Here is a 25,847-nt window from a genome sequence, read left to right as displayed (position 1 = left end):
GCCGTTCACGGCGATCGCCTGCGAATAGGGCCCGATGGCCGCCGGCGCATCGGCGGCGGTGACGGCGCTGAGGCCTGCCTTGAGATCGGAAGTGGAAACCATCGTCAGCTCCGTTCTGGTCATTCATGGAAATTCATGCGCGACGCGCAGCCTTCCATAACAGGTTCGCGCCGCGGGCGCATGCCGCGGCCGGGAATATTCGTGTTCGTCATGCGACATGCAGCCCGGCTCGCCTCAGCGGGACAGCGTTTCCCAGAGAAGCGCGATGCGGCTCGCATCCTCTTTCGCATTGATGGCGAAGACGCTTTCGGCCTGCTGCAGGGCCGTGCGCTGGAGCGCCTCGCGCCGCTGCGCAATGAGCCGCTGCAGGACGACCTGCTCGATAGGCTCGCCGAAATCCTGCGGGGAGCGCTCCATCAGCAGGGCGAGGCCCGCAAGGTCGTTTTCGCGGCCGAGCGCCGCGATGATCGGGCGCAGCATTTCCTGGCGGGCGAGCATCGCCTGCGGCCACAGCGGCCTTAGGAGAATGAGGCAGGCATTGAGGGTCTGGGCGCTCTTGCGCAATTCGTGAAAGCCCTTGCCGCCGCCGGCAACCGACAGGACCACCCCGTTGCCCCGCGTGAGGATGCGCTTCCAGCCATGCGCCACGATCTTCGCCAGCTTGCGCCGGCCGTCCGGCAGGTCGAAATCCGTAAGGGCATCCCGCATCTTGCGGCAGGCAGCGATGACCTGCGCGACATGGGCCTCGAGCGCGGTCTGATCCATGGCCTCGCGCCGGGCGGCGAGAACGGCGGCCACCCGCTTGAAGAGCGCCGCCTCCTGGGGCTTGCGCGCCTCCGTCACCAGCCACTCCCCCGTCTCGGCAAGCGCGACGACCTCGCGCCCTTCGGCGAGGAGGCGGGCGGCATCGCGCAGGCGCGCATTCTGGTGGCGGAAGAAGGCACGGTCGCCCTCCGCGAAAAGGCGGTGGAAGGCGCGAAGGCGCTTGAGGGCCCGCCGGGCCTCGTGCACGGCATGGTGCAGGCCGCCCGGCTGCTCGGTGAGGAGGACGACGATATCGTCCAGCGCCTTTTCAGCGCCGCCGCGCAACTGCGCGGCCGACAGCATGGAAGGATCGAGACGAATGATCATGCGGGCGTCTTTCGGCAAATATCGGTTCGCTTCGCCGATAGCATGTTTCCTGCCGGGATGCTTCCTGAAGTCGAAAGCCGCACGGAACCGGCAAGGGCCTATGGTCTCATTTCCGCGTCAGGCTGAACGAGAAATGGCTGCCGCGGTGATAATCGATGGCATAGTTCACCGGCTCGCCCGCCGCGTTGAAACAGGTCTCGGTGATGAGCAGCGCCGGGCCGAAATCGCGCAGGTCGTGGCGCTCGACCACGTCGTCCGGCAGCATCACGGAGGAAACGCTCGCCGCCGACATGCGCGGGCGGTTGCCGTGCTCCTCCAGAAGCGCCATCAGCGAGCCGCTCCAGTCGATGTCGTAGAGGCGGCCGGCAACGATGCTGCGCGGCACGTAGTCGATGCAGTAGAGGATCGGCTCGTCCTCATGCAGGCGGATGCGCTCGATGCGGATCACGCGGTCGGCCGGCCCGAGCCGCAGGCTTTCCGCGACCCGCTTGTCCGGCGCTTCCTCGGCGATGGAGAGCACCTTGTTGAGCGTGCGGTAGCCGTAATGGCGCGCCATGTCGGTGACGCTCTCGAAGACGGTGATCGGCCGGTCGACCTGGACGGCGGCGAGCGCCGAGACGAAGCGGCCGCGGCCATGCTCGACATAGATCACGTCGTCCTGCTCGAGAAGCTTCAGCGCCTCGCGCAGCGCCGGCCGCGAAATGTGGAAGCGCTGAGTGAGCTGCGCCTCGGTCGGCAGCTTGTCGCCCGGCTTCAGCCCCTCCTCGCGGATGAGATCGGCGATCCGGTCCCTGAGCTGGACGGCGAGCGTGCGCGAATCGCGAAGGGGTTCGTCCACCGCATGCCTCGTTGATTGATTGTTCTTCGCTTTTCTTGTCTGACAAATCCTGGGTGGTCAAGCGCTAAGCGCTTCCCGGCATGCCTGCGCAATATGGTGCTCTTCCGGCATTTCCCCTCCGCGACCCGGCTTGACACGGTCTCTCCATGATGTCAGTTGTCTTACAACTATCTTTCATTCCTATTCGGGGGCAGACATGCTGAATTTTGACGAACAGAGGTTCCTTCGCATCCAGTCGGGCGCCGTCGGGCTGCAGAAGCGGCTGGAGACGGTGACCGCGTCCTGCCTTGCCGCGGGTGCGGAGAATATCTTCTTCCTCGGCACCGGCGGCGCGGCGATCCTGATGCAGCCGGCGGCCCAGCTTCTGCAGCGCCGCTCGCGCTTTCCCGCCTTCATCGACATGCCGGCGGAACTCGCCCTCACCGGCTCGGCGAACCTGACGGAAAAGTCGATCGTCGTCATGCCCTCGCTCTCCGGCACGACGAAGGAGAGCGTCGCCCTCCTCGCCATGCTCAAGGAAACCGGCGCGACCGTCCTCACGCTGGTCGGCCATGAGGAAACGCCTCTCGGCAAGGGTGGGGACCATGTCTTCGTGAACTTCGCCGAGGACGACACGTCCTGCGAATCCTTCTACCTGCAGTCCCTCTTCATCGCGCTCGCCGTCCTGAAGCATCGCGGCGAGATCGAGAACCACGACGAGATCGTCGCCGAGCTCGCCCGCATGCCGGAACTGCTGCTGGAGGTGAAGCGCGCCTACGAGCCGAAGGCGGAAGCCTTCGCGAAGGTGCTGGCGGGCTCCGACTACCACATCGTCACCGGCGCCGGGAATGTCTGGCCGGAGGCCTTCTACTACGGCATGTGCATCCTGGAAGAGATGCAGTGGATCCGCACCCGCCCCGTGCACGCCTCCGACTTCTTCCACGGCACGCTGGAGCTGGTGGAAAAGGGCGTCAGCGTCATCCTCTTCAAGGGCGAGGATGCCCTGCGCCCGCTCGCCGAGCGCGTGCAGAACTTCGCGCCAAGCTATACCGACAAGCTGACCGTGCTCGACACCGCCGAATTCGACCTGCCGGGCGTCTCCCCGGAGGTGCGCGGGTTCGTCTCGCCGGTGCTGCTCGCGACCGTGCTCGAGCGCATCAGCGCCCATCTGGAGGTCATGCGCAACCATCCGCTGACCACGCGCCGCTACTACAAGCGCGTCGCCTACTGATATAGCGGCCCGGCGCCCGGCCATCCGAAGCCGCGAATGCAGGACAGCGCATTCGCGGCTTTACCGTCCCTGGCGTTTCCCGTTATCGCGGGAAAGCTTCGGCCGTACCCTCACTGACATTGCCTTGGAAGAGACCAGCATGACGACCTTCCGCTTCGCCGCCGTCGGCGACAATTGCATCGACCGCTTCCGCCCGTCCGGTCCGCAGGCCTCCGGCAGCCAGTCGTTCGTGGGCGGCAATGCGGTGAATGTCGCCGTGCAGCTTGCCCGTCTCGATCAGGTCTCCTTCTATTTCGGCGCGGTCGGGCCGGACGGGGCCGGGCGGCATACGCGGCGCCTTCTTTCGGAAAACGGCGTGGACGTCACGCATCTTCAGGTGCGTCCCGGGGTGACAGCCTATACGGATATCGAGACCCTTGCCTCCGGCGACCGCGTCTTCGTCCATGAGGATTTCGGGGTTTGCGCCGGCTACCGGCCGGATGCCGACGACATTGCCGTCCTCAGGACGATGGACCATGTGCATATCGGCTGGATGGACGATGGCGGGGCGCTCCGCCGGACGCTTGCGGAAGCCGGCGTCAGCGTCTCGCAGGATATTTCCGTCAATGCCGATCCGGCCAATCTCGGCACCGGCGGCCTTTCCATCGCCTTCGCTTCGGCAGGCGACGACGACGACGTTTGCGAAGCTCTGCTGAAGCGCCTTCTCGACGAATGCGTGCCGCTCGCCGTCGTCACCCGTGGTGGCAAGGGCTCGGTCGCAAGCGACGGCAGGACCCGCGTCGAGGCGGGCATCCGGACGGTCGGCGTGGTCGACACGACCGGCGCGGGCGACAGCTTCATCGCCGGTTTTCTCGCCGCGCGCATCGGCGGCCTGCCGCTTGCCGCGTGCCTTGCAGCCGGCCGCGACCGGGCGGCGCTGACCTGCACCCATGTCGGCGGGTTCCCGCAGGAACCGCAGCCGTTCTGACCGTCATTTCAGGACGAGCCAGCCCGAGACGATGATGATCGCCGCGCCGAAGAGCGTGTGCATCTCCACCGGCGTCGCGAAGAGGAACACGCCGTAAAGGCAGCCCCAGATGATCTGGCTGTACTGGAACGGCGCGACCACCGAGGCTTCGCCGACGCGGAAGGCGCGCACCAGCAGCGCATGGCCGCCCAGCATCATCGCGCCACCGGCCGCCGCATAGGCAAGGGCCGGACTGCCGACCGCCACCAGGCCGCCTGAGACAAGCGCCACGGCGAGGGCGACGGGCGCCATCACCACGAGCACGCTGGCGACGAGCGCCTCGTCCGTCTCGGCCAGCTTGGCACGGCGCAGCAGGATCAGCGAGAAGGCGAAGAAGACCGCCGAGCCGAAGGCTGCCGCATGGCCGAGATTGAGCGGCGCGACGCCCGGCTTCAGCGCCACCACGACGCCGGCGAAGCCGACCAGCACGCCGACCCAGCCGATGGCGGAAAGCCGTTCGCGCAGCAGGAAGAAACCCAGCACCGCGACGAGGATCGGCGTCAGGAAGGCGATGAGATAGGCTTCCGCCAGCGGCAGGCGCGCAAAGGAATAGTGGATCAGCAGCGTATCGAGCGCGAGCAGGAGCGCCCGCCAGAAGGCGAGCGCCGGCTGGCGCGGCACGAGGCGGCGCGTGCGGCCGGTGGCGAGCGCATGGAGAAGGAGCAGCACGAGGGCTGCGGCGGTGACGAGGAACGTCACCTGCGGCGCGGGGATCGCCACGGCCATGATCTTCACGATGGCATCGGTCGCCGAGAATATGGCGAAGGCCGCGAGCACGAGCAGTGCGCCGCGGCCGTTCGACGGCACCAGCGGTGCGCCGTCGCCTTCACCTGCGGGAATGTCAACGGACATTGAAGCGGCCGAAGCGTTCCTCGATGCGGGACTGGGCGTATTCCAGGCAGATCGACAGGACCCAGTAGATCATCGAGGCGGTGATCAGCATCTCGATGTGGCGGAACTCGGTCTGGCCCTGGGTGCGGGCGAGATACATGATTTCCCAGACGCCGACGACGGAGACGAGCGAGGAATCCTTCAGCATCGCGATGAACTGGTTGCCGGTCGGCGGAATGATCACCCGCATGGCCTGCGGCAGGATGACGAGCGCCATGGTCTGGCTCGGGCTGAGGCCGAGCGCCGTCGCGCCCTCGGTCTGGCCGCGATTGATGCTCTGGATGCCGGCGCGGAAGATTTCCGTCATATAGGCGCCGTAGCAGAGCGACAGCGCGAGAATGCCGGCCGGCACCGCGCTGATCACATAGCCCACCTGCGGCAGGCCGAGATAGATGATGTAGATCTGCATCAGGAGCGGCAGGCCCCGGAAGAGCGAGGTGTAGAAGGTCGCAAGGCCGTAGATGACGCCGTTGCTCGACAGCTTGGCGATGGCGCCCGCCAGAGCGATCACCGTGGCGATGACGATGGAGATCGCGGAAATGTAGAGCGTCGTCGTCACGCCCTGGGTGATGAGGAAGCCGATCTTCTTGGCGATGAAGGCGAAGGAGAGATCGAAGGAATAGAAGAACAGCATCAGGAGCGCGAAGAGCTCGATCCAGACGCCAATCACCTGCTGGCGCCGGGAGAGCTGGCGCAGCGCCTTCCAGTTGGCCGCGACGATGAGCGCGATCAGCAGGGCGGAGACGAGCCGGCCGGCGGTCGGGTTTTCCCCGAGCCAGTTTGCCGAGGACGGCAGGACATGGCCGATCCAGGCGGAGCTGATGCCGAGGGAATAGAGCACCGCCACGACGATGGCGAGGATCAGCAGCCCGCCCGCCCTGCGCGAGGCTTCGGGATAGGTAAGTATCAGTCGGCCGATCATGGTCCGCCCTCTCCTGCTTCGTTTTCCGTTCCTGACGTCTGCGCAATCTGCCTCAGGCGGCGCGCTCGCGCCACCAGTCCTGCGCCTGGAGCTTCCAGTAGGTGAGCTGCGCCACCGCCAGGCCCGCGATCCCGCCGGCCCAGACGAGGCCGAAGGGCTCGTAGAGCCGGTAGCGTTCGCTTTCGCCGAGGATGCCCTCGGCGATGACCTTGCCGCCGATCGCCGTCGTGTTGAGGCCGTGCCCGCCGAAGGCGGTGCAGTACCAGACACCGGGGGCCATGCGCCCGATCTGGGGCATCAGGTGGCGCGCATAGGACATGAGGCCCGACCAGGCGAGTTCCGTCTTCAGGCCGGCGAGCTGCGGATAGGTGCCGACCATCTCGGCGCGCAGCTCGCGCACGAGGCCGGCCGTCGAGGCGGCATGGGTGGTGATGCGGCCGCCCCACAGCAGCCGGCGGCCGTCATCGACGACACGGTAGTAGTCGCCCGCGCGGCGGTTGTCGCCGATGGCATTGGAAGTCGCGATGGCCGAGGCGATCAGCTCCGGAGCCTCCTCGCTGACCATGACATAGGTGGCGATCGGCAGGAAGGAGCGCTTCAGCCGCCCGTTCAGCGCGCCCGTATAGCCGCCCGTCGTGAAGAGCACGTGGCGCGCCTTCACCTCGCCGCCGGCCGTCTTCAGCCGCTTTTCCGCGCCGCCGAGATCGGAAGACGTCACCGGCGACTGCTCGCAGATGCGGCCGCCGAGGCGCTCGATCTCTCGGGCGATGCCACGCAGATAGTTGAGCGGGTGCATGTGGAAGGCATTGGGATTGCGCAGCGCCTGGAAATAGCGCTCCGACTTCAGCACCGCGCGAACTTCGTCGCGGTCCATGTATTCCAGACGGTAGTCGTATTCCTTCAGGGACTGCTGCGCATAGGCCTTGAGGCTGGCGCCGTCGTCATAGCGCAGCACGCTCATGATGCCCGGCTGCGGCTTGGCATCGTCGATGCCGAGCGTGCTTATATTGTCGCGGATGAACTCGACGCCTTCCATGGAAAGCAGGTGGAGCTGGCGTGCCTTGTCCTTGCCGGCAACGCGGGCGATCTCCTCGCCGCCCGTGGCATAGCCGGGGCTGACGAAACCGCCATTGCGGCCGGAGGCGCCGAAGCCGACGCTTTCGGCCTCCAGCACGACGACGCGCTTGCCGGCGCGGGCAAGCTGCAGCGCCGCGGAAAGGCCGGCAAGGCCGCCGCCGACGACCGCGACGTCGCATTCGACCGTGCCCGAAAGGGCCGTCCGCGCCGTCTGGTCCGCCATGGTTCTTTTGTAATAGGTGTCCGGATAGGCCATGATCACGCTCCCCCTCAGGCATGAAGGGCGCGGGCGATGCCGCCCGCGCCGTCGGTTCAGTTCGCTCAGTCGGCGCTGTAGTCCTTGCCGTACCACTTGGTGGTGAGCGTTCCGAGCGTGCCGTCCTTCTTCATCTCCTCGATGATGCCGCCGACCTTGGCGGTCCATTCCGGATCGACTTTCTCGGCGATCACGACGAGCGGCTCGCGGAAGGCATATTCGCCTTCGAGGACCTTGACCGGATAGCCGTTCTTGATGGCGTTCATCGCGGTCTGTTCGGGCGCGATCACCGCATCGAGGCGCACGCCGTTGCCGAGGCGCAGGTCGTCGAAGGGCAGCATGGAATCGGCGAAGGTGCGAACCTCGCCCGGCTCGAGCTTGTACTCGATGGGCGGCAGGCCCGGCGCGTCGATCTCGAGGCGGCGGTTGATGAAGTCCTCGGAGGTCGTCGCCGTCTCGACGCCGATGACCTTGCCGTTGAGGTCCGTGACGGTCTTGGCGTCGCTGTCCTTGTGGACGACGTAGACATAGGGGCTGTAGTAGTAGATGCCGACGAAGTCGATCACCTGGGCGCGGGCCTTGGTGGGCGTCACCGAGCCGACGCCGAGATCGTAGCGGCCCTGCCAGCGGCCGCCGGTCAGCGTCTGCCAGTCGGGCGTCTCGAAGCTCACCTCGACGCCGAGGCGCTTGGCGATCTCGCGGGAGACGTCGATGTCGAAGCCGACCATCTCGTTGTTGTCGTCGAGGTAGCTCTGGGGCGGCCAGCCGCTGTTGGTGGCGACGACCATCGCCTTCTTTTCCATCACGCGGTCCAGGGTCTGGCCGGCATGGGCCGAGACGGCGGCTGCGACGAATGCGGCGCCTACGGCCAGTCGCATGAAGAGCTTTTTCATGTGGTCCTCCTTGTGATCCGTCAGCCGGGATCCCCATTTATGTAAGATGTCTGACAACTGAGTGTGGCAAGACCTCCTTCCCCGAGTCAAGCGGGCTGAGCGTGCGACCCATGAAATAATCGGATGAAGGCATGTCGGTGAGGGATGACGCTTTACCGGCGAACAACGGAGATGCCGGCCCTCAGACTCCACGGGAATTTGCGCGGACGGCTTGCCGAAACGCCCGCCATGTGGTCTTCGAACCGGATGAACTTCATCCCGGCAGGCAAGGCTGACTTTGCAGGAAGAGACGACCAACGACGACGCGCCGAGCCCGCGCATGCTCTCCTGGGCGCGCAACTCGACGATCTACCGCATCGAGCGGCGCATGCACACGGAAAGGCAGCTCTTCGACGCGATCGCCCGCAAGGCGCGTGAGAAGTTCGAGGGCATCAGCGACGGGCAGGTCCGGGCGCTTGCGGATTTCGCGGTGAAATTCGCCTATGACAACAAGGCGCTGGACGACAACGCCTATGCCGAGGCGGCCAGCCGTTCTGGCATGCGAAGCGGCAGGTCGCGGCGGGCCGTCGCCCGCAAGCTTTCCCAGAAGGGCATCGCCGGCGACACCGCGACGGCCGCGGCGGCCGAAATCGACGATCTTCTTGCCGCGCTGGTCCTTGCCCGCAAACGCGCCTTCGGCCCCTTCCGCAAGGTGGAGCTCGACGAGAAGCGGAAAGCCAAGGAATTCTCCGCCTTCACGCGCGGCGGCTTCGGCTTCGACGTCACGCGGCAGGTGCTTTCCATGTCGCGGGACGAGGCCGAGGAAAGGCTCGGCGCGGGCGGCAGCCTCATGGCCTGAGCGGCCGCAAGTCATCCCGCATCAGATGACCGCATAGGCGAAGAGGACGCCGATGATGACGATGGCGACCAGCCCGATCAAGAAACATTGATCGGCAAAATTCTCGAGGCGACGGCTGAGCGCCTCGTTGTCCTCGTATCGCAGCGAAAGATAGGACGTCACCGCGCTTGCGAGAAAGACCAGCGCCGAAAGAGCGGCATACTCGTCCACATGGCTCATCCCGCCGCGATTCTCGTTCAATTTCACGAGGCCGATCAAGGTCATGCATATGCCGATCATCGTTCCCGAGGTCGGCAGGATATGATGGGAAAGGGAAACGCCGGAGCGCTTGTTGTTTGCAGACATCGCCATCTCCGCGGCTGAGCGACCACCCGGTCGCCCGCGCCTTTAAGACGGCCGCCTGACATTTTGAAGGCAGCGCCCCCTATGGTGCGATCTCGACGACGTCCTGCAGCCGCACCAGTTCGAAATCACTGATCAGGACATCCACCCGCAGCCGCCATTGCCCCGGCAGCGGCAGGACGGTGGTCTCGGCCCGCCACAGGCCGTCAGGCGACAGGGAGGCCTTGCGCCGCAGCGGCTCGACGCCAGCATTCGGCTTGGAGAAGACGAAGGTCACTTCCTTCGCCTCCATGGGCGAAAAGTCCGGCGCGAGGATCACGGCCGAGACATCGACCGGACCGGCACGCGCCGGATCGATCGTCACTTCCGCCATCGCCTTGGCCGAATGGATGTGGATGGAGACCGGCGGCGTAGCGGCGACGGCAAGCGCGCGCGGCGGAGGCGTGAACCGCCACGTCGCCGCGACCGCGAGGATCGCGAGCACCACCAGCGTTTCCAGCAGGACCACGCGGGACAGCCGGCGCATCGCGCGCGCTTCCCCTGCATGGGCAGGCCCGGTCAGGACCCAGCGATTGACCGCCACGATAGCGAACAGCACCAGCACCAGCGCCAGCTTGACGAGCAGCACCTTGCCATAGGCCGTGGAGAGAAGCGCCGCCGGATGCTCGACCTGCACGACGGCGAGCAGGACGCCCGCGACGACGAGCACGGCCACGGCACAGGGAACGAGCCGGGCAAACCGGTCCAGCGCCCTGCGCCCCGCATCCGCCCCTTCCCGCAAGGCGCAGACGAGCGGAACGAGAGAGCCAGCCCAGAGGGCGATCGTCAGCGTGTGCAGGAACACGGCGGGACGCATCATCCATTGCGGGCTTGCCGCGCTTGCATGGCCGCTCAGCGCCAGGGCAGCGCTGCCGGCGACGAGCGCGACCGCCGACGCCGTGCGCCCGGCGGCATTCCACCGCAAGCCCGCCAGCGCGACGAGGAAGGCGGCGCTCAGGACGGCGACCGTCCAGCCGAAGCTCGTCCCCAGTCCAGCCCGCCAGACGGAGGGGTCGATGATATTCGAAAGCGGCCGGCCGAGGGCGTCGAGGCCCTGCAGGCCGGCGGAGACGAGCGTCGCAACAAGACCGATCGCCATCGCCGCGCCGGCGATCCGCCGTCCGCCCTGCCCCGCCGGGATCAGCCAGCGGATGACAAAGGTGCCGCCGACGCCGAGGAAGAGGCCGATATAGAGCCCCGTCCGTGCCAGCCAGAGCGCTGCGCGGACAAGCCAGTCGACACCATCCCCCGCCGAGGGCGGGGATGCGCTCGGCGTGCCGATCGAGAAGATGGTCGATCCCGAGACGGGATGACCGTCCTCGGAAACGACGCGCCAGGTGAGGACATAAGTGCCGTTCTCGAGCCCCGCGGGCGGGGTGATCTCCAGGGTACGGTCACGCAGCGCGAAATCACGGAGCGGCGAGGCAACGCCGCTGAGCAGGACCAGCCGCAACACCAGCGGGGAGACCGGCTCGCTGAACGACAGCGAGAGCGTCTTCGGCGCGGCATCGAGCACGGCATTGTCAGCCGGCGAGGCGCCCGTCAGGGCGGCATGCGCCATGGCCGCCGCCGTCAGGCAGCACCAGAACCAGCCGGCCAGCAGCCCCAGCACGGCGGATCGGCAAAGACTGCGGTTTCGCACGGTCAACCTCCGAATTTCCGGTTCGGGCCGGCGCCCGGCGGCGCCAGCCCGCATCGCTTAGTGACCGCCCACCGCTTCCAGCAGCTTGACCTCGGGCGCCGGCAGTTCCAGGTCGTCGGCCGACTGGCCTTCCGCCGGGATTTCGATCCAGCGCTCGGCAAGGCCATCGCCGCATTCCTGCACGACGGGGAAATAGAGCGCTTCGCCCGCCTTCAAATCCTTCGTGAGATAGACGCGCAGCACGAACTCGTCATATTCGTCGTCGCCGAGGCTGCCGCCGCTCCAAACGATCTCCTTCACGCCCTCGCTCGTCGGGGTGCCGTAGTAATCGTAGGACTTGTCATAGGCGCCCTTGACCTTCTCCAGGGTCCATCCTGCCTTGGGCTGCGGCTTCACGGCAATGACCCCTTCAGGAATCTTGACGCGGACGACATGGGTCGGCTTGCCTTCGCAGCCATGCGGCACCTGGAAAATCGCCCGGTAGGTCGAGCCCACCGGCGCTTCCCGCACTTGCAGCGAGACATGCGCAAGGGCGGTGGATGCGCCGAGAACGAGAAGAGCCGTCGCGGCAAGGGTCTGTTTCAACATTTCGGTCTCCGATGCTGCCGGTCACTCTGCCGGCAAGGAATGGAATAAGGATGTTTTCCTGAAAGAACGCGCCGTCTTCGGGCCCGAAGGGCGATGGCCCTCCGCGTGCCGCGCCGATTGCCGGCGCTTTCGCGTCGGGCGGAATCGATCATGCGACTGGAGAAGACGGTGGTGGCTCGGCGATCAGGCGGCGAGCGGCGGCGCGCGCGGATTGCCCGGCAGGCGGTCCAGCATGGACCGCAGATGCAGCACCTTCCTTGCGACGATGCGCTGCGAGGGCTGAACGAGCGGATTGAAAAAGATCGCCGCAGCCCTGTCCGTCGGCACGAAGCCAAGCGCCATCGTGCAGGCGATCGTGCAGCAATCGGGAAGCGGCGAACGGTCCCTGTCCTGCCCCGGCTCGGGCGCATGGCCTTCGATACCGGTGATGCAGAGCGGATTTCCGAAGCTGTCCAGCGCGGGCGTAGCGGCGTGGGCGGCAAGGGCCGCGGAGCCGAGAAGAGCCTGCAACGCGAGAAGGATGGCGACAGCGACTGCCACCATGCCCGATCTGCCTCGTTGCCCGCGTTTTCTCATCTTGCCCTCACCCCGGCAGTCATATCAGCCCCGCCGGGGCGTGAACAGATACGGGAACCGGTCCTCGTTGTCGCACCGGGCAAGGGACGGGAACAACGATGCTGCGGATTCTTTCGCCCGAGAATGAGCCTCCAGGTTCATCGCCTCAACGACGCAATGGACCAGCGCGATCTGCAGGGCGGAATCGTTAGAAGATCCGTCAGGTTGTTGGCGGGAAGGCCGAAGTATAGGCAGCGAGCGGTGGAAATCGGCCGGCTCTTTCGAGAGCGGGGCCGATCCCGACTTCAGGCCGTAAGGTCGATTTCCATGCCGATGCCCTTTTCGCGGGCTCTTGCCACGATCAGGTCGCCGATCGCCAGGTCCTGCACGGCAAGGCCGACGGAATTGAACAGCGTGATCTCTTCGGCCGAAGTCCGGCCCAAAGCAGCACCGGTGATGACGTCGCCGATCTCGGTCGCGGCCTGTTCCGCGGTGATCGCACCGTCGGCGATGGCAAGGAGCAGGTCGCCGGAATCGTGCATCGCCATCGGGACGCTGTCGAGGAAGACGCGGCCCCTCGCCATGCCGGCGGAATCGATCTCGCGATGATCCGGGCGCGGCGGCGCGCCCACGGCATTGATGTGCTGGCCCGGCTTGAACCAGGCGCCCTTCACATGCGGCTCGCGGGAAGGGGTCAGCGTGCAGACGATATCGGCCTCGGCGAAGACATTCTCCGGCGAAGCGGCGCCCTCCAGCACGAGTTCGGGACAATCGCGGCCGACGCGTTCGATGAAGCGGGCGACGGTGGCGGCCGAGCGCGACCAGACCACGACGCGCTCGATCCCGCGCACCTCCCGGATGGCGCGAACATGCTCGACGGCAAGGTCGCCCGCACCGATCAGCCCGAGCACGCGGCTGTCGGGACGAGACAGGTGGCGCGTGGCGACAGCGCTCGCGGCGGCCGTCCGGATGCGGGTGGGAATCTGGCCATGGAAGATCGCCACCGGCGCGCCGGTCGCCTGCGAGACGAGCAGCGCGACCGAGCGCTGCATGGGAAGGCTGCGGCCCGGATTGTCGGGAATGTCGGCGAGCAGCTTGACCACGGCAAGCCCCTGCCGGTCGGCAAGCGCAGGCATTGCCAGGAAGGCCCCGCTGCCGGAGGGAAGCTTCATCGCGACGGCCGCCGGCTGCGCAGCCTTGCCGCTGGACATGTCGGCGTGAGCCGCTTCCACCGCCTCGATGACCTCCGCCATGGTGACCAGCCCTTCGATCTCGGACCGGGAAAGCACGAGGGTCGTGCGCGGATCGGTTCTGTTAGCGGCTTCCATCGGCGTTCTCGCTGGCTCGGGTGATGTCGGGAATTCGTATCATGCAAGAAGGGCTCCTCCGCCCTTCGCGATGACACGCTACGGCCATATTGTATGCAATGTCAATTGTGATTTGATTACATATAAGCCGAAGCTTGATACCAAATTTCTCCACCGAGAGTGGTTCTGGCAGCGGTAATTCCAGCGAACCAAGGGAGTATGGCCTGCAAAGTTACGGGAGATTCTGAAATGGCAAGAAGCCTGAGTCAGGCTAGCATGCTCAAAATCATCGTATGCAAAACAAGGATACGTATTAAAGTTACAGTGGTACGCGAGCCTAACGCAAGAAGCCCACGGCATTGATGCCCTCGCAGAAATCGGCGCCGGTGGCGGCCGGCAACGCCAGCCGCCGTGCGACGGTCAGATCATGCCGCCATTGGCGCGGAGTGTCTGGCCGTTGATCCAGCCACCGTCCGGCCCGGCGAGGAAGGCGACGGCGGCGGCGATGTCCTCCGGCGTGCCGAGGCGCTCCAACGGGTTCATCTTCGCCATGCGTTCGACCAGCTCGTCCGACTTGCCGTTGAGAAAGAGGTCGGTGGCCGTCGGGCCAGGTGCGATGGCATTGACGGTGATGCCGCGGCTGCGCATCTCCTTGGCCATGATCGCGGTCAAGGTTTCCACCGCCGCCTTGGTCGCCGCATAGACACCATAGGTCTCAAGCTTCAGGCCGACGACGCTGGTCGAGAAATTGACGACGCGTCCACCGTTGCGCAGACGCCTTGCCGCCTCGCGCAGCGTGTTGAAGGTGCCCTTGAGGTTGACATCGATCTGACGGGTAAAATGGGCATCATCCGCGTCGGCCAGCGGCGAGAGCATCATGACGCCGGCATTGTTCACCAGCACGTCGACACCGACATAGGCGGCTTCGGCGCTGTCGAAAAGGCGGCGCACGGCCTGCGCATCGGAAACGTCGCCCTGCGCGATGACGGCCTTGCCGCCGGCCTGCTCGATCCTGCGCACGACGCCTTCGGCGGCGCTCGCATTGCCGGCATAGTTGACGATGACGCTGAAGCCGTCCCTGCCGAGCCGCTCGGCAATGGCCGCGCCGATCCCGCGCGATGCCCCGGTGACGAGGGCAACCTTGTTCTGGTTCGTGGACATGCTCTTCTCCTTCGGTTTTTCGCAACGCGTGTGTTCGATGAAGGAGACATTGCCACTTTCTGAAATGCGGATAATCGGCCATTATCCGGCTTCACTTTCCGAAGTAAGAGAACAATGGAAATGGACAAGCTGGAAGCCATGCGGGTCTTCACCCGCGTCGTCGAGCGCCGCAGCTTCACCCTTGCAGCGGAAGATACGGGACTGCCGCGATCGACGGTGAGCGATGCAGTGAAGGATCTGGAAGCACGCCTCGGCGTTCAGCTCCTCCAGCGCACGACGCGCCATGTCAGTCCGACGCTGGACGGGGAGGCCTATTACCGCCGTTGCCTCGCGATCCTTTCCGATATCGAGGATGCGGAGGGCGCGTTTGCCGGCGCAAAGCCGAAGGGGCTGCTGCGCGTCGATGTCCACGGCACGCTCGCGCGCCACTTCGTCTTGCCGAACCTGCCCGACTTCCTCATCCGATATCCCGACATCGAAATCTATATGAGCGAGGGGGATCGCCTGGTCGATCTCGTCCGCGAAGGCATCGACTGCGTCCTGCGGGTCGGCGCGCCGCAGGATAGCGACATGGTGGGACGAACGGTCGCCATGCTCGACGAGGTCACGCTGGCCGCCCCGGCCTATATCGCCCGCCACGGCACGCCGCAGCATCCCGATGCGCTCGACGGCCACCAGATGATCGGCTTTCGCTCCAGCGCCACAGGCAGCGTGCTGCCGCTCGAGTTCATCGTGGGTGGAGGCTTGCGGGAGATCGTCCTGCCCGCCACCGTTTCGGTAAATGCGGCCGAAAGCTATGTCGCCGCCGCCAGGCTTGGTCTCGGCCTGATCCAGATTCCCCGCTATCATGCGGAGGTGGCGATTACGGCGGGAGATCTCGTCGAAGTGCTTGCGGACTTTCCGCCCACGAGCACGCCGGTCTCGCTCCTCTACCCGCGCAACCGGCAGCTTTCGCCGCGCGTGCGCGTGTTTGTTGACTGGATCGTCTCTCTCTTCAAGCAGCGCGGTTGAAAAGAACGCATCACAAATCGTCTCTACCGAGACCACCCGCATGAACGACGGGAGAGCCGGTAACCTCTCTGTCCAGCACCGTATCTGCCGTATCGTGCAATACGGCCGCGCACCTAGACGACACCCCAGGCGCGAAAACGCCCCCTGCCCGTCATCTCGCGCAGCCCGAGTTCGCGGATGATGCGCAAGGCCGCCTGCGGGGTGACGTCGAGCGCCCCGGCGACCATGCCGGCCGAAATCATCGGCCGTGCCAGGACCAGATCGATGAGGCCGGGCAGGTTCGAAGACGTCCGCCGCCCGACGAGCTTGCGCTCCATCATGGTGCGCGCCAGCGTCAACCGGTCATGCTCCTTCAGCCCCAGTTCCGCGGCCGCGCCAAGGGCATGCAGCATGGCCGAAATCCTGATGTCGCGATCGGCGTGCCGGCGCCGATCGACAGGAATGCTCTTCAGGCCGAGATTGAAGGCCGCGAGATGGGCGCCGGTGGTAAGTGCGGCTTGGCGCAATATGCTGCCGGCAAGCTGCCGGCCGAGCCAGGCCCCATGCTGCAGGACGCCGAGAACATTCCACGCATCGAGGGCGAGCACCGCCTGCAGCACCGGCGGCAAATTGCCGATCTCGGCCAGCACGGCGCGCCATTCCTCCAGACGCGCATCCTCATCCCAATCCGCCTCGTAGACGAGCGCCTCCCGCTCACGCACGCGACCGGAAGCCTTCGTCTCCGCCATCATCGCCTCCGACCGCGCCAGCAAGGCATCGATCGCCGCAAGCTCGCGGGCCAACGGATCCGACATATCCTCGCCGACATCGTCATTCCCTTGCGCCACCGCTACAACATCCGCCGCCCCTCCCCCGCCATCACGGACTGGCTGGCCTCCATCGGCGGCACCTGCCCTGCAAAGGTTGTTCAGGCCTTGCGCCGACAAGGCCCAATCGGCCGGCTGCGCGGCGATACGGCGCCGGGTTCTGAGGACGTCGGATGCGATGGTCAATTCATGGGTGGGAGCGCGAACGTCATGCGCCGCATCATGCAGGACGAGATCCTCGAGATGGACGAGTTCACCATCGACCCAGAGCGATGCGCAGGCATCCGTGAAATGCATGCGCTCGATCCATCCCTGACCGACCGGGGAGCGGGCAACTCGCTCATCGAGGCGCGCCAGCGCCACTTCCGCGTCAGAAAGCGGCTGAAGCAGGCGTTGGATAGGCAATTTCGCAAGATCGTAACGCATTGAATTCATGGTAAACGATTTTCCAAGCGAACGCTATGTGGGCGATAACGTTCACCACATGAGGTTTCGCTGAGAAGAGGACCAGGAATAATGAGAGGGGATACTCGGATCTCGGCGTGCAGTGGCCGTTCCCGTCGGTGAGACCGTGTAAATTCACACGCTCCGACTCACCTCGTTCCGCTAATGACACCATAGAGACGTTTACGAACGATTGATAGACTTCCGTCCATATAAGGGTTTGCGAGATCGTCGATATGCCCGGCCATCAGGCACCTCATGGAGCGCTATCGGTTCGCCACCAGAGGCAAAGCACTGAATAGTCCAGTTGCTTTCTATAGTAGCGAGCAAGGATGATCAGCGGTAGCGCTACCGCCAACGGTTACTGCCCTCTCCTGCTCGTCATGCCACCGGAAAGACAGATCTGGCCGCCTGCAACAAACGGCCATTCATCATCCTCAACCTCTCACCCGCAGGCCCAGCGGATCGTACAGCGGCTCCAAGTGAATGGTCGCAGGTGTGCGCTCCATCGCGACGACGAGCTCGTAAACGCCGTCTTTCAGGAAGGCATCGTCCACGCCTTCCGAGCGGCAGACATAGCCGTAGCCGATGCCCTTGCGGATCGTGTCGCCATATCCCCCACTTGTGAGATATCCCACCGGCTCACCGTTTCGCAGGATCGTCTCGCGGCCGAGAAGGACGATGTTCGGGTCGTCAACCGTAAAGCCGACGAAGGCCTTTCTTTGCGGTTGATCCTTTGCGGCCTCCAGCGCAGAGCGGCCGAGAAAGTCTCCCTTCTCGCGCAACTTCACCGCCCAGCCGAGACCGGCCTCGAAGGGCGTATCGTTCGGCGTGATATCCGCTCCCCAAGCCCGATATCCCTTTTCGAGACGAAGCGATTCAAGCGCGCGATAGCCGACAGGCCGGATATCGGATGACGTCCCCGTCTTCATCAGCACGTCGAAGACATCGCTCAAAGCGTCCATCGGCATGTGCAACTCCCATCCGAGTTCCCCGACATAGGTGACGCGCAATGCGCGGACGGTATGACCGGCTATCGCAATTTCCCGCACATGGCCGAAGGGAAAACCGGCGTTGGACACATCCGCATCCGTAACCGCCGCAAGCACCGTCCGCGCCTTCGGCCCCATCAGTGAGAGCACGCCATACTCTTCCGTCACATCATGGAGCGTGACATCGGAGCCTGCCGGAATATGGTCCGCTATCCATCCAAGGTCATGCGTGCGAAAGCCGGTGCCCGTCACGATATAGAATGCATCGTCCGACAGCCGCGCGACCGTCAGGTCCGCGGCAATGCCGCCGCGGCTGTTGAGAAGCTGCGTATAGGTGATGCCGCCTGCCGGCTTTGAAATGTCATTGGCGCAAATCCAGTCGAGGGCCTTCACGGCATCCGGCCCCCTCATCTCATATTTGGCAAAAGACGACTGATCGAAAATACCGACCGCTTCGCGCACGTGCCGATGCTCCGAGTTTACGGCGGTAAACCAATTCTGCCGGCCCATGGAATAGACGTCCCTCGCCGCCACTCCCTGCGGCGCAAACCAGTTCGGCCGCTCCCAACCGAGCTTCGAGCCAAAGACTGCGCCCTGCCCTCTCAAGCGATCATAGAGCGGCGAGACGATACGCGGGCGGCCGCTCTCGTATTCCTCATGCGGATAGGCGATCGCATAGTGCTTCCCATAGGCTTCCAGCGTGCGGTCGAGCACCCATTGCCGATCCCTGTGCAGATCGCTGAACCTGCGGATATCGACAGACCAGAGATCGAGCGGCGCCTCCCCGTCGACGATCCACTGGGCCAGCACCCACCCTGCCCCGCCGCCGGAGGCGATGCCGAAGGCGTTGAAACCCGCCCCGACGAACATGTTCCGGCATTCCGGCGCAGCCCCCAGAATGAAGTTGCCGTCGGGCGTGAAGCTCTCCGCGCCGTTGATCATCTGCCTGACGCCGACATTCCCCAGCGCCGGCACCCGGGCGATCGCCTCGACCATATGCTGTTCGAAATGATCGTAGTCGTCATCGAACAGCCGAAAGGCCCAATCGGCGGGCACGTCGCCGGTCGTCCAGGCCTGTGGGTTCGGCTCATAGCCACCCATGACCAGGCCGCCGACTTCCTCCTTGAAATAGGTACGCCGATCCGGATCGCGCACAGTGGGCGCATCCGTGGCGAGCCCCGGAAGCCGCTCGGTGATGATATACTGGTGCTTCACCGGTTGGAGAGGCACATTGACGCCCGCCATCGCCCCGACCTGCCTTGCCCATTGCCCCGCGCAGTTGACCACCGTCTCGCAGGCAATATCCCCCATCGTCGTGCGCACCTTGTGGATTCGCCCATCCTGCAGATCGAAGCCGGTGACGCGCACGTGCTCGAAGATCTTCGCGCCATGCATGCGGGCGCCCTTGGCAAGCGACTGCGTGATATCGGATGGGCTCGCCTGCCCGTCCGTCGGCAGGAAGCTTGCGCCCACGAGGTCGCCGACCTCCATCAGAGGCCAGAGGGCCTTCACGTCTTCCGGCGACAGCAGGTGCATGTCCATGCCGAAGCTTCCCGCCGTCGTGGCAAGGCGGCGGAACTCCGTCCAGCGATCCCGGTTCGTCGCGAGCCGAAGGCAGCCCGTCATCTTCCAGCCTGTCGCAACGCCGGTCTGGTGTTCGAGATCCTTGTAGAGATCGACCGAATATTTCAGCACGCGGGTGATCGAAGCCGACGAGCGCAACTGGCCGACAAGACCGGCGGCATGCCAGGTGGAGCCGGAGGTCAGGGCCTCCTGCTCCAGAAGAATGACATCCGCCTTATGGTCGCGCGCGAGATGAAAGGCCGTCGAGCAGCCGATGATGCCGCCACCAATGATGACGATAGCGGCATGGGAAGGCAGGGTCATTTGAGGCGTTTCCCGTAGGTCGTTCGGTAGTGATCGAGCGCCTTTTCGAGGCGGACAAGATTGCTTGCCGCATGGCCGGCATAATCCGCACCAGGCGCGGCAAGATGCAGTTCGGACACCATGGCCCACATGGATTCGCGCAGAAGCGAGGCGCATTGCATGGCAGCATGCGCGCGCCGCATTTCGAAGGAAGGCCGAGAGCCGGAATAAACGGTCAGAAAATCCTCGGCGATGTCTGCGGGCAACTCGGCATTGGATGTGACGCCGGCAAGATCGAACATGGCCGTCGAGAAGCCGGCATATTCGAAATCGATCAGCCAAAGACGCTCCCCATCATCGAGGATATTGGCGGGAAGGAGGTCGTTGTGGCCGAAGACGATAGGCAGCGGAAGCTGTGCCGCCTCCAGTTCCTCGGCCAGTTCGAGATAGGCCGATACCTGCCGAAGCATGCGGCTGCCGCCGATCCTCAGCGTTCGGGCATAGTCCCGCACCACATGAAAGGGCCAGAACAGGAAAGCCGCGCCCTCGACCTCCCTTGGCATGGCTATATGAAAGCGGCGCAGGAGGTCGGCTATCCGGCGATAGTCGCTGGCCACATCACTGGCGCCGAGCGGACGAGCGCCCAGATAGGCTGAGACCATAACGCCTTGTGCGGAATAGAGAATCTCCGGTCCAAATCCTGCGACGTGCGCTGCCCGCGCCGTCATGAGCTCTCGGTCGCGATAGACATGATGGAACGGATAGTCTCGCCCGAACCGAACGACGTGCCGCCGTGCCTGATCAGCCACCAGATAGCTCTCATTGCTGATGCCGCCGGGAAGGGGCGAAATTTCTATGGATCCGCGCCAGCAGGGCAGGGCGCGAATTCGCTCCTCAACGACGCGGTCGAGCCCGTCGTCTTCCATCGATACTCCTCCCGCGGATCGGCTGGTTGCGAGGCCCCTCTCACCGCGACCGAAGTCCCTTGCCGGCTCTCTCGCCTTATTAGCGCAATGTCATGCTCTCCGTGTGCCGCTGTCAATCGGGCGCGTGTGGTTTTTTATGTTTTTATGACTGATTATGCGGCTTTTCTTGCCAGCGGGTCCGTAAAAGCTTATGAAAATAGACGTACTCTGCGGAATCCCACGAATATGAACTACTCCAAGCGTCACAGTGACATTCTTCGCCTTCTCCAGCAGGACGGAACGGTGTCCATTTCCGACTTGGCAAGAAGGCTCGATGTCTCGCTGGAAACCGTTCGCCGCGATATCAAGCCGCTGACAAGCAGCGGAACGGTCGTGAAGATGCACGGCGCCGTGGCATTGCCCTCCATCCTCGGCGAGGCGCCGTTCGAAAAGCGCATGCGGGAGAACAGCGATGCAAAGAAGGCGATCGCCGTCGCCATGGCCGCGACGATTCGCGACGGCGACTCGATCATGCTCGATACGGGCACGACGACCAGTTACCTCGCCCGCGAACTGCTCGGCCACCGCCGCCTGACCGTCGTGACCAATTCCTCGGATATCGCGCGCACGCTGTCCACCATCAACGACAACCGCGTCTATATGGCGGGCGGCGAGCTGCGGAGCGACAACGGCGCGGCCTTCGGCGTCTCGGCAATCGAATTCATCAGCCACTTCACCGTGGGCCATGCGGTCATAACGACGGGCGCGATCGATGCGGAAATAGGCGTGATGGATTACGATCTGGAAGAGGCCGAGTTCGCCAGGGCCGTCGTTTCCCGCGGCAAGCGGGCCGTGGTCATTACCGATCATACCAAATTCGGCCGACAGGGCCTCGTCCGGGTCTGCGAATTCGGCGCGCTTACTGAGCTCTTCACCGATCGGATACCGCCACGCGATATCGGTTCGGCGCTCAAAACGGCCGGCGTCACCGTGGTTCTCGCGAGCTGAGTTTACCGCCGTAAACGCAAGCTTATTCAGGCAGGCGCGCATCACCCAGATCGATATTCAGGAAGGATGCCATGGCATCGGCGACGATCGCATGGTCGATGCGCTCCGGCACCCCCGAGACGGTCACCGCTCCGACGCAGCCCAGCTCGGCAACGAAAAGTGGAACGCTGCCGCCGTGGGTGGCGAAATCGGCATAGGAGAGATTGCGGGCCTCGACCTGGTCTCGGCCGGAAAGCGCAAGGCGCCGGCCGACGAGATAGGAAGCGTTCCACAGGCGCAGCACCGTATTGCGCTTGCGGCGGATCCATTCGGCATTGTCGGTTGTGGTGCCGGGCAGGGCCACATGAAAGAGCGTCCGGTCCCTGAGCGAGATATCGATCGCCACGCCCGCGCCGCGGGCAAGCGCCACCTCGCGCACCCGGTTGCCGAGCGCCCATGCGTCCGCCGGGCCGAAGCTGGTAAAACGCAGCAGGCGTTCCTGTTCCTCCAGCCGCCGGATATCCTCTGCAATCGCCTCGGTCATGACCATCTCCTTCGAATACGCTGACGATTCCTATCGGGAGTTTCCGGCAAGAGGAAGAGGTATTGACGGAGATCAAGCTTGCCTTGCGCGGATACGATAGAGTAGGGGCTAAAGCATAGCCATGGAGCCTCCATGCCCGACGGTCTTTTCGTTCCCGCCATCCTCGCGCTGCTCTTTACGCCGGGGCCAACCAATACCCTGCTGACTGTCGGCGCCGCTGCACGGGGCTGGCGTGCGAGCCTTCCTCTTCTTCTTGGCGAGCTCTGTGGCTATCTTGCTGTCGTCATCCCTTTGACGACTGTTGCCGCGCCTCTTTTCAACGAGCATCCACCGCTCGCTATGGGCCTTCGCGTTCTCGCTGCATGCTGGGTGCTGTTTCTGGCGATCCGGCTGTGGCGCGTTTCAGCGGCAAAAGCGCTTGAAGGGCCGACTTTTGCAGTCACGGTTCGCCAGGTTTTCCTGACGACGATGCTCAATCCGAAAGCACCGATCATCGCACTCGCGATCATGCCGTCCGGGAACCTCATGGAGATCGCGCCGGCACTCGGTCTCTTCAGCCTGCTCGTCATTTGCGCGGGAGCGAGCTTCCTGGCATTGGGGAGTATCGCCGGACGGGCACCGGTCGTGTCGCCGCGCCTCGTCTATCGCGTGGCGGCCATCTTCCTGGTCGCCTTTTCGGTCGGGCTTGCCGGCAGCGCGTCAGGCATGCTCTGATCAGACATCCCCGGCGTGATGCATGCGGAAGAGTTCCTGCTGCACCTCATCCTGAAAGGCCAGGACGGCGGTGCGTGCCTGGTTTTCGCTCGAACCGAGCTTGCGCAGTTCTTCCGCCAGTTCCCGGCATACCCTTATCCAGTAGAGGCGCGCATCCTCTCCCTGAAGCCCGTCCAGTTCGCCGGCACAATGGCGAATCTGGGCTGTCCGGCGCTCGGCCGGAAACGGCACGACGGTATCGGTGGCGATGGAACGGCGGTGCGGCTGGACCGAGGCGAGTGGCGGCATTGATTCGGGCTTCCTTTTCGTCCACCCATGATTAGGAACCCTATGGTTAACATGCCGTTTCCAAAGTGGATTTGCCGCCTCACTCCGTATCAGCCCGCCTGTTTCGCCGGCACTCCGCCCGTTCGCAGAAGGGCCATCAGCATCGGTCCGAGGGAGAATTCCCGCCGTTCCGCCTTGCGGGTAAGATCGCGAAGATAGCCTCCAGCCGAGTTGATATGGCCCGAGCGCTCGAGGATGCAGGCAATCACGGTCGCCGCATTTTCCGGCCCGAGCGCCTGGCAGGCCTCCTCGTAGGCAGAGGGGCTGACCGCCAGCATCGACCGCACCACGACGGCGGCCGTCATCAGATCGCGCCAACTCGAAATACTGCCGCCCGGTCCGAACGGCACGATTTCAGGGCAAGCCTGCAGAACGAGCCCGAGCGGGAAGGGCTTTGGAGGCTGCAACCGTGCAGAATCGCCTGGGAGTGGTGCACGCTGGCTGGTTGGCTGCATGCCTTCTCGGCTGGCCTCCCGCTCGCTGGCTTTTGCCGGTTCTTTCACGTTTGTCTGATGCGACAGCAACGGCTCCACGCCAAAATTGTCTTCCCACGTCCTTCCAAAGCGATGTTCAGAATCAGAAATAGATTCGGATTGTGAATTCTGTTTGTGCCGCTCAATATGACCGGCATTGCCAGCCGTATTTTGCAAAATAATCTGCTGTTCCAGATATTTGAGGATTTCCGTCCGCAAGGTTTCGAGTGCGTCGAGGATCGGCTCCAGGATTTCCGTCGTGGCGACGCGCGGCAAGGCGTCCGCCTGCCGGCGATATTCCGCTTCGTATTGCGTCCAGTCGCCGGCAAGGCCGTCTTCCAGAGCCGTGCCGATCAGCTTCGTGATGTCGCGGCGCACCAGTGTCACGCGCTCGCGCAGACGCTGCAGCAACAGACGCTCGGCGGTGACCTCGGCGGCCAGCGTTTCGATCTCTCTTGCCCGTGCAAGGAGGGGGGCGAGCGAGAAGCCGAATGCTTCGCCGATCATGCCATGTCGGTCGCGGCGGACGTAGCGCTTGCCGTTCGGGCTGTCCCTGCGGGAGAGGAGGCCGGCTTCCACGAGCGCGGCAAGATGCCGGCGCAGCGTGGTTTCCGCCATGCCATGCGTGCGCAGCGAAAGCTGGGCGTTCGATGGGAACACCACCAGCCCGTCGCTGCCGTTAAGATCGGTCTTCGGATAAAAGCTCATCAGCGCGTTCAGCACCGAAAGCGAACGGTCGCTGATGCCGAGCTTCGGCCGTGCCTCGCAAAGCGAGCGATATAGCTTCCATTTGTCGACGCTGGCTTCCGGCGCGATCTTTTTCGCGATCGCCTGGCTTGCCAACATGCCGAGCGTCATTGTCCGCCGCCCGAAAGGCGTCGTAATGCCGTCCATCTCCATGTCTCTTCACCTTTCAGCAGGCAAAAGAGACCCCATCACCGAAACCGGTGCCGAAAAGGCTTGACTGTGATTCGGGGAAGTGCGATTCTCAGGCTGCTAAACGATGAGAAGGGCTTCCGCGACGGTAACGTTGAGGGGGCCTTTTTCTTTTGCGGATCAATCTCCTGATTTCTGTTTGTTTTCCGTGCGATACGCCTCGTAGAGGCGATCCAGATTACGGGTGATGTAGGCGCCGAACGCCGCGGCTTCCGCCGCCTTCAGGGCAATCGTGTATTGCCGGCCGTTCGTCTTGATCGAGGCTTCCACAGCGCCATCCTTGCGGTGCCAGGTGGCCGGTGGCGGCTTTGCGGCGGCCGGCGTCTCGTGGCGCGCGAGATGGCTGTTGAGAAGGTTGAAGCGTTCCTCCGGCGGGCGTGTCCGGATGCGCTCGCGCGCCAGGAACTCCCCGGCCTTGTCTTCATTGGCAGGATCGTCGAAACGCGTCGCCAGCTCGTGCCAGCGGTCGCGGCCAATGGAAAGGGCAGGGCCGATGCCGGCGCGCACGCCTTTCGGAATGCGGTTCACGACCGAAAGCATCTTCGAAACGGTCGTCTTGTCGGCGCTGAGGGCCGACATGATCGTCTCGCGATCGAAGCCGCGCGTCTCCAGTTCTCCGGCAAAGGTCGCCCGCTCGAGGAAGGAAAGATCCGCGCGTGCGCTGTTCTCCTGGCCTTGGGCGATGACATGGTCGCGGTCGGTCAGCGACTTGACGATGGCGCGCACCGGCCGGCCGAGCAGCCGGGCGGCTTTGGCGCGGCGGTGACCGAAGGCGATCTGGTAGGTGCCGTCCTTCGTGGGATGCGGGCGCACGAGGATCGGCGAATCCTGGCCGCGCACGCGCATGGCCTCGACGAGTTCCTGGAATTCCTGATCGGAATGCACCAGGCGGTCGGAAATGAAGGATTCCTCGATCTGGTCGGGCTCAAGCTCGATGACGACCTCGCCGGCGGCAAGCTTCGCCTCGATTTCCTTGGCTGCATCGGCCTTGGCCGCGAGCGCATCAATGCTCCGCGTGACCGCCCCCAGCGCGCCGATGCCCTTGTAGGTGATCGACGGGCGCTGTTCTTCCTGTCCCGGATTGACCGGATCCGCCGGCTCGGCCGACGGGTTCATCAGGTTGGACAGAACGTTCTTGCGCGCCAT

Annotated in this window: 25 protein-coding genes; 6 read left to right on the top strand and 19 right to left on the bottom strand. The window is 64.5% G+C overall.

Going from position 1 to position 25,847, the window contains the following annotated elements:
• Positions 1–234: 234 nt before the first annotated feature.
• Both DSD28_RS06050 and DSD28_RS06045 read right to left on the bottom strand, forming a co-directional pair.
• Entirely contained in the window at positions 235–1,131 is an 897-nt protein-coding gene (locus tag DSD28_RS06050; protein WP_119255434.1) for a CHAD domain-containing protein, read from the bottom strand.
• A gap of 106 nt (positions 1,132–1,237) precedes the next feature.
• Entirely contained in the window at positions 1,238–1,969 is a 732-nt protein-coding gene (locus DSD28_RS06045) for a GntR family transcriptional regulator (protein ID WP_119255433.1), read from the bottom strand.
• Between the two features lie 196 nt (positions 1,970–2,165).
• Between DSD28_RS06045 and DSD28_RS06040 the strand changes: the two genes are divergently transcribed.
• Both DSD28_RS06040 and DSD28_RS06035 read left to right on the top strand, forming a co-directional pair.
• Entirely contained in the window at positions 2,166–3,179 is a 1,014-nt protein-coding gene (locus DSD28_RS06040) for an SIS domain-containing protein (protein ID WP_119255432.1), read from the top strand.
• A 139-nt stretch (positions 3,180–3,318) separates the two neighbouring features.
• Positions 3,319–4,146: a PfkB family carbohydrate kinase gene (locus DSD28_RS06035; protein ID WP_119255431.1), complete on the top strand. Its 828-nt coding sequence runs from the start codon at positions 3,319–3,321 to the stop codon at positions 4,144–4,146.
• Positions 4,147–4,149: 3 nt separating this feature from the next.
• On the opposite strand, the gene DSD28_RS06030 is transcribed toward DSD28_RS06035, so the two are convergent.
• From DSD28_RS06030 to DSD28_RS06015, 4 genes are all read right to left on the bottom strand, one after another.
• Positions 4,150–5,037: a DMT family transporter gene (locus DSD28_RS06030; RefSeq protein ID WP_119255430.1), complete on the bottom strand. Its 888-nt coding sequence runs from the start codon at positions 5,035–5,037 to the stop codon at positions 4,150–4,152.
• A complete protein-coding gene (locus DSD28_RS06025; protein ID WP_119255429.1) occupies positions 5,027–5,998 on the bottom strand; it encodes an amino acid ABC transporter permease in 972 nt (323 codons plus the stop codon). The genes DSD28_RS06030 and DSD28_RS06025 overlap by 11 nt, the downstream gene beginning before the upstream one ends.
• Before the next feature lie 52 nt (positions 5,999–6,050).
• Positions 6,051–7,331 carry an NAD(P)/FAD-dependent oxidoreductase gene (locus tag DSD28_RS06020; RefSeq protein ID WP_119255428.1) on the bottom strand — a complete coding sequence of 427 codons (1,281 nt, stop codon included), beginning with the start codon at positions 7,329–7,331 and terminating at the stop codon, positions 6,051–6,053.
• Between the two features lie 65 nt (positions 7,332–7,396).
• A complete protein-coding gene (locus tag DSD28_RS06015) occupies positions 7,397–8,224 on the bottom strand; it encodes a transporter substrate-binding domain-containing protein (RefSeq protein WP_119255427.1) in 828 nt (275 codons plus the stop codon).
• A gap of 277 nt (positions 8,225–8,501) precedes the next feature.
• On the opposite strand from DSD28_RS06015, the gene recX reads away from it, so the two are divergent.
• A complete protein-coding gene (gene recX, locus DSD28_RS06010) occupies positions 8,502–9,062 on the top strand; it encodes a recombination regulator RecX (RefSeq protein WP_119255426.1) in 561 nt (186 codons plus the stop codon).
• Positions 9,063–9,083: 21 nt separating this feature from the next.
• Here the strand turns inward: recX and DSD28_RS06005 are convergent, their stop codons facing one another.
• From DSD28_RS06005 to DSD28_RS05980, 6 genes are all read right to left on the bottom strand, one after another.
• Positions 9,084–9,407: a hypothetical protein gene (locus DSD28_RS06005; protein ID WP_119255425.1), complete on the bottom strand. Its 324-nt coding sequence runs from the start codon at positions 9,405–9,407 to the stop codon at positions 9,084–9,086.
• Between the two features lie 79 nt (positions 9,408–9,486).
• Positions 9,487–11,085: a copper resistance CopC/CopD family protein gene (locus DSD28_RS06000; RefSeq protein WP_245424758.1), complete on the bottom strand. Its 1,599-nt coding sequence runs from the start codon at positions 11,083–11,085 to the stop codon at positions 9,487–9,489.
• A 57-nt stretch (positions 11,086–11,142) separates the two neighbouring features.
• The gene (locus tag DSD28_RS05995; RefSeq protein WP_119255423.1) at positions 11,143–11,673 is read right to left on the bottom strand and encodes a YcnI family copper-binding membrane protein; all 531 of its coding nucleotides are present in this window, start codon (positions 11,671–11,673) and stop codon (positions 11,143–11,145) included.
• Between the two features lie 183 nt (positions 11,674–11,856).
• A complete protein-coding gene (locus DSD28_RS05990; protein ID WP_119255422.1) occupies positions 11,857–12,216 on the bottom strand; it encodes a hypothetical protein in 360 nt (119 codons plus the stop codon).
• A gap of 317 nt (positions 12,217–12,533) precedes the next feature.
• Positions 12,534–13,556, bottom strand: a complete 1,023-nt coding sequence (locus DSD28_RS05985) for an ornithine cyclodeaminase family protein (protein ID WP_119255421.1) — start codon at positions 13,554–13,556, stop codon at positions 12,534–12,536.
• 399 nt (positions 13,557–13,955) lie between these two features.
• A complete protein-coding gene (locus DSD28_RS05980) occupies positions 13,956–14,696 on the bottom strand; it encodes an SDR family oxidoreductase (RefSeq protein WP_119255420.1) in 741 nt (246 codons plus the stop codon).
• 120 nt (positions 14,697–14,816) lie between these two features.
• Here DSD28_RS05980 and DSD28_RS05975 point away from each other — a divergent pair, with 120 nt between their 5' ends.
• Entirely contained in the window at positions 14,817–15,707 is an 891-nt protein-coding gene (locus DSD28_RS05975; RefSeq protein ID WP_119255487.1) for a LysR family transcriptional regulator, read from the top strand.
• A gap of 113 nt (positions 15,708–15,820) precedes the next feature.
• On the opposite strand, the gene DSD28_RS05970 is transcribed toward DSD28_RS05975, so the two are convergent.
• The 3 genes from DSD28_RS05970 to DSD28_RS05960 all read right to left on the bottom strand — a co-directional run bounded on the left by DSD28_RS05970 (position 15,821) and on the right by DSD28_RS05960 (position 20,741).
• Complete coding sequence (locus tag DSD28_RS05970) at positions 15,821–16,948, bottom strand: RHE_PE00001 family protein (RefSeq protein ID WP_119255419.1); 1,128 nt, start codon at positions 16,946–16,948, stop codon at positions 15,821–15,823.
• A 446-nt stretch (positions 16,949–17,394) separates the two neighbouring features.
• Positions 17,395–19,836 (bottom strand): GcvT family protein, encoded by a 2,442-nt coding sequence (locus tag DSD28_RS05965; RefSeq protein WP_119255418.1) that lies wholly within the window; start codon positions 19,834–19,836, stop codon positions 17,395–17,397.
• Positions 19,833–20,741, bottom strand: coding sequence for a choline/ethanolamine kinase family protein (locus tag DSD28_RS05960; protein WP_119255417.1), 909 nt, complete (start codon positions 20,739–20,741; stop codon positions 19,833–19,835). Before DSD28_RS05960 ends, DSD28_RS05965 begins: the two co-directional genes overlap by 4 nt.
• 225 nt (positions 20,742–20,966) lie before the next feature.
• Between DSD28_RS05960 and DSD28_RS05955 the strand changes: the two genes are divergently transcribed.
• Positions 20,967–21,728 carry a DeoR/GlpR family DNA-binding transcription regulator gene (locus DSD28_RS05955; protein WP_119255416.1) on the top strand — a complete coding sequence of 254 codons (762 nt, stop codon included), beginning with the start codon at positions 20,967–20,969 and terminating at the stop codon, positions 21,726–21,728.
• A 22-nt stretch (positions 21,729–21,750) separates the two neighbouring features.
• On the opposite strand, the gene DSD28_RS05950 is transcribed toward DSD28_RS05955, so the two are convergent.
• Positions 21,751–22,251, bottom strand: a complete 501-nt coding sequence (locus DSD28_RS05950) for a heme-degrading domain-containing protein (protein ID WP_119255486.1) — start codon at positions 22,249–22,251, stop codon at positions 21,751–21,753.
• 132 nt (positions 22,252–22,383) lie between these two features.
• Here DSD28_RS05950 and DSD28_RS05945 point away from each other — a divergent pair, with 132 nt between their 5' ends.
• Entirely contained in the window at positions 22,384–22,965 is a 582-nt protein-coding gene (locus DSD28_RS05945) for a LysE family translocator (protein ID WP_119255415.1), read from the top strand.
• Here the strand turns inward: DSD28_RS05945 and DSD28_RS05940 are convergent, their stop codons facing one another.
• The 3 genes from DSD28_RS05940 to repB form a co-directional block, all read right to left on the bottom strand.
• Complete coding sequence (locus tag DSD28_RS05940; RefSeq protein WP_119255414.1) at positions 22,966–23,253, bottom strand: DUF6074 family protein; 288 nt, start codon at positions 23,251–23,253, stop codon at positions 22,966–22,968.
• 89 nt (positions 23,254–23,342) lie between these two features.
• Entirely contained in the window at positions 23,343–24,665 is a 1,323-nt protein-coding gene (gene repC, locus DSD28_RS05935) for a plasmid replication protein RepC (protein WP_119255413.1), read from the bottom strand.
• A 156-nt stretch (positions 24,666–24,821) separates the two neighbouring features.
• Positions 24,822–25,847, bottom strand: a complete 1,026-nt coding sequence (gene repB / locus DSD28_RS05930; RefSeq protein WP_119255485.1) for a plasmid partitioning protein RepB — start codon at positions 25,845–25,847, stop codon at positions 24,822–24,824.

This window comes from Shinella zoogloeoides, assembly GCF_003574625.1.
GTDB lineage: Bacteria > Pseudomonadota > Alphaproteobacteria > Rhizobiales > Rhizobiaceae > Shinella > Shinella zoogloeoides_A.
Note: the sequence above shows the minus strand (reverse complement) of the source record. Positions and strands in the feature narration are given on the sequence as shown.